Origin of the sequence: Sulfurimonas sp., assembly GCF_016744025.1 — a bacterium.
Lineage (GTDB): Bacteria > Campylobacterota > Campylobacteria > Campylobacterales > Sulfurimonadaceae > Sulfurimonas.
This window is the reverse complement of record NZ_JADGFC010000215.1, coordinates 1-2,543: the sequence shown is the minus strand read 5'-3', so window position 1 is coordinate 2,543 and position 2,543 is coordinate 1. Positions and strand designations below refer to the sequence as shown.

At 33.0% G+C, this 2,543-nt stretch carries 7 protein-coding genes; all 7 read right to left on the bottom strand.

Features of this window, described 5'->3' with window-relative positions:
- Positions 1-344 (bottom strand): hypothetical protein (locus QZZ48_RS15345; RefSeq protein ID WP_294967131.1); only part of this gene is annotated, 344 nt, incomplete at its 3' end.
- On the bottom strand, positions 344-799 hold the full coding sequence (locus tag QZZ48_RS15340) for a hypothetical protein (RefSeq protein ID WP_294967130.1): 456 nt from the start codon (positions 797-799) through the stop codon (positions 344-346). The genes QZZ48_RS15345 and QZZ48_RS15340, both read right to left, overlap by 1 nt.
- Positions 786-1,019, bottom strand: coding sequence for a hypothetical protein (locus QZZ48_RS15335; protein ID WP_294967129.1), 234 nt, complete (start codon positions 1,017-1,019; stop codon positions 786-788). Before QZZ48_RS15335 ends, QZZ48_RS15340 begins: the two co-directional genes overlap by 14 nt.
- Positions 1,019-1,420: a glycoside hydrolase family protein gene (locus QZZ48_RS15330; protein WP_294967128.1), complete on the bottom strand. Its 402-nt coding sequence runs from the start codon at positions 1,418-1,420 to the stop codon at positions 1,019-1,021. Before QZZ48_RS15330 ends, QZZ48_RS15335 begins: the two co-directional genes overlap by 1 nt.
- Entirely contained in the window at positions 1,417-1,734 is a 318-nt protein-coding gene (locus tag QZZ48_RS15325) for a DUF4047 domain-containing protein (protein WP_294967127.1), read from the bottom strand. The genes QZZ48_RS15330 and QZZ48_RS15325 overlap by 4 nt, the downstream gene beginning before the upstream one ends.
- Positions 1,735-1,758: 24 nt before the next feature.
- The gene (locus QZZ48_RS15320) at positions 1,759-2,022 is read right to left on the bottom strand and encodes a hypothetical protein (protein ID WP_294967126.1); all 264 of its coding nucleotides are present in this window, start codon (positions 2,020-2,022) and stop codon (positions 1,759-1,761) included.
- The gene (locus QZZ48_RS15315) at positions 2,019-2,414 is read right to left on the bottom strand and encodes a DUF1353 domain-containing protein (RefSeq protein ID WP_294967125.1); all 396 of its coding nucleotides are present in this window, start codon (positions 2,412-2,414) and stop codon (positions 2,019-2,021) included. The genes QZZ48_RS15320 and QZZ48_RS15315 overlap by 4 nt, the downstream gene beginning before the upstream one ends.
- Between the last annotated feature and the right edge of the window lie 129 nt (positions 2,415-2,543).

The following is a 2,543-nucleotide window of genomic DNA, read 5'->3' as shown; positions in this document are numbered from 1 at the left end:
TGTACTTCTTGCATCGAAAGACCTGCCTCATATAAGTGAGCTTCTATACTTCCAAATGTTTCTATTTGTTTAGTTTTATCATAGGGTGAAAAAGTAAGTTCATCAAAATCAAAATCAAAAGAACTTGTTGTTTCTTTGTGGCTTTCTATTCCATCTGGACCAAATACATTAGTAGTCTTAGATTTTAAATTCAACTCAGTATCAAATTCAAATTCAGTAGCTGGTGGTATGTTTTTATTTAGTGTTTGTGACTCTCCTTCATTGTCATCATCCCACCCACCACTTTCTATATCATCTATATCATCACTTATCTCCTGATCAAAATCATTGTCAAAATCAGACATTACACTTTGGTACCTATGGTAGTAATTGGAACACTAAGACCTGGTATATCTTTAGCCATGTTAGAGTATATTCCTAACATAAAAGTCTGCATAGCTACTGAAGGTGTGTAGTCATTCGAGTACATGTAACTCATCATTTCGCTAAGTCCTTCTGCTGCATGAATATGTTTGTTATCTATAACACTCTGTACCAATTGAGCCTTTTGAGCCTCAACATATGTAATTTTTGCAGTAACTTCTTTTACTTGCTCTTTAACTAAGTTTTTTCTATCTTCTATTAAAGAGCCATTCATAGCCATGTCTTTAGCACTGGTAACTGCATGGTTTATGGTTGTAGTTAAAGCTTTAGCATACAAATCTCCTGTCAACCTTTTAGCATTGTCTTTATCAAGTTCTTCTCTCACTACTCCCATTAAACCACTAAAGTTTGTTTTGGTTTCACTAAGGATTGACATTATAAGATACCTCCATATCATTAAAATAAAGTTTTCCATCAACTTCAGAAAACTTTTGTAACAAAACTAAATTAAGATTATTTAAATCTGTTAAATTAGTGTGGCTATGTGATTTTTGTTCAAGATTACCAACCCTTTTAGTAACAGTGCCAGCAACACTTTTTTTAACTTTTTGTGCTTCAAAAAAAGCTTTTTTTGCTAACTTTTTATTTTTATTCATTACTTAGCTTCTCTCATCATCTTTGATAATCTCTTAGCTCTTTTAGGAGTTTGGTTAGCCCAACCACTATCAAGCATCTCTTTTGCTGCATTTGTATAGTCTTTGTCTTTTATGTATGCTAAAGTTTTTTTAAATGCCATTATTTTAGTTACACCCATCTGGTAAGCCATATCATAAAGTATCTCTTTTACTGTTTGAGGTTGCTCATCTAACCAATCTAGCTTTTTATGCAATCTGTCTATCTTCTCATTAAGTCGGAGTTGAATTAATAGCTCAGCTCCTTTTTTGGTGATAGGAAGTTTTGTACCATACCCAATAGTGTCAAATCCTTGAGTACACTTGTAAACAGTTCCGCTAAAACCCTCTGCCTCTTTTATTCTCTGCATTAAACTTTTATTCATCTTCTACCTTTTAGTTCTTCGAGAACCTGATTTACGGTACTATCTATGTTTTTTAACATCTCCTGAAGCATCTCTTTTGAAACGAATACTCTAAAATTCTCTTTTCTTGACATAGTATTATTTTGCAAATTGAGTACATCTTCTTTCATCTTGTCACAAGCATCATGCATTTTTTGTATCTGGTGATCTTGTTTTTCATCATTTTTCTTTGATTGATTAATAGAATTTTTTACCCAAAAAACAAGAGCTCCAGCGGTAAAAGCTCCTACTATAAGTTGCAATATCATTTCATTTGGAATTGCTATATTTACCATTTCTTTACCACCAACACCAAAAAACTATTTTATTTTTGTAGAGTTGGTATCTACAATCTTTTTTTTAAGGTCTGTGCGTACCTCAGTTCTAATCGTGTTATAACCAACAGCAACTCTATCTACATTTTTAAGTGTGTCCATAGTGCTTTTCCTTATCAAGTCATCATTTGCCTTTACTACTGATTTACCACCAATATAGACACTTTTACCCACTTCATAAGCTTTGTCTGTTGCACAACCACTAAACCCAATCAAGGCAATAATTGCCATTAAAAATATTTTCTTCATCTAATTTCCTTTTTGTCATTTTTTCTATAATTGTTATACGCAACAAAACCGCCAACTCTTAATCCCTCTCTTATCACAACTCTTCTCCACCATGCAACACCAGTAGCCTTACAACCCTCTTTTAAAACATCATCACAAATCTTTTGAGGATGCTTACCTTCTCTGTACATTTTGTCATGATTAATGAAAGGGTATGATGCTTTACCATCCTTAGGAATAAGCCATTGAAATAACTGAGGAACACTTCCTAAATCAGTTTTAAATCCAATTTCTGTTATAGTCCACTCTTTTAATAGTTCAGAGTAGTATTCAAGCTTTTCCTTTAGTGTTCTAATCTTCCCAGCAATAGGAAGTTCAACTAAAAGTGTTTCTTGTTTAAAGTGAGATTTCATCGCTAAACTCCTATGTTTTTTAATGTTCCAAACTTCTCAAGAGCGAGATAAGTTGCTTCTTTGAGTTCATCAAGAGTGACCATAGTTTCAATATTCTCACCATTTTCGTCTTTGTCATAAAGTTTCCAA

What these genes read in the sequence shown, in the direction of transcription:
- QZZ48_RS15320 (WP_294967126.1), bottom strand. Translation starts at nt 2,022, where the DNA reads ATGAAGAAAATATTTTTAATGGCAATTATTGCCTTGATTGGGTTTAGT.
- QZZ48_RS15315 (WP_294967125.1), bottom strand. Translation starts at nt 2,414, where the DNA reads ATGAAATCTCACTTTAAACAAGAAACACTTTTAGTTGAACTTCCTATT.
- QZZ48_RS15330 (WP_294967128.1), bottom strand. Translation starts at nt 1,420, where the DNA reads ATGAATAAAAGTTTAATGCAGAGAATAAAAGAGGCAGAGGGTTTTAGC.
- QZZ48_RS15340 (WP_294967130.1), bottom strand. Translation starts at nt 799, where the DNA reads ATGTCAATCCTTAGTGAAACCAAAACAAACTTTAGTGGTTTAATGGGA.
- QZZ48_RS15325 (WP_294967127.1), bottom strand. Translation starts at nt 1,734, where the DNA reads ATGGTAAATATAGCAATTCCAAATGAAATGATATTGCAACTTATAGTA.
- QZZ48_RS15335 (WP_294967129.1), bottom strand. Translation starts at nt 1,019, where the DNA reads ATGAATAAAAATAAAAAGTTAGCAAAAAAAGCTTTTTTTGAAGCACAA.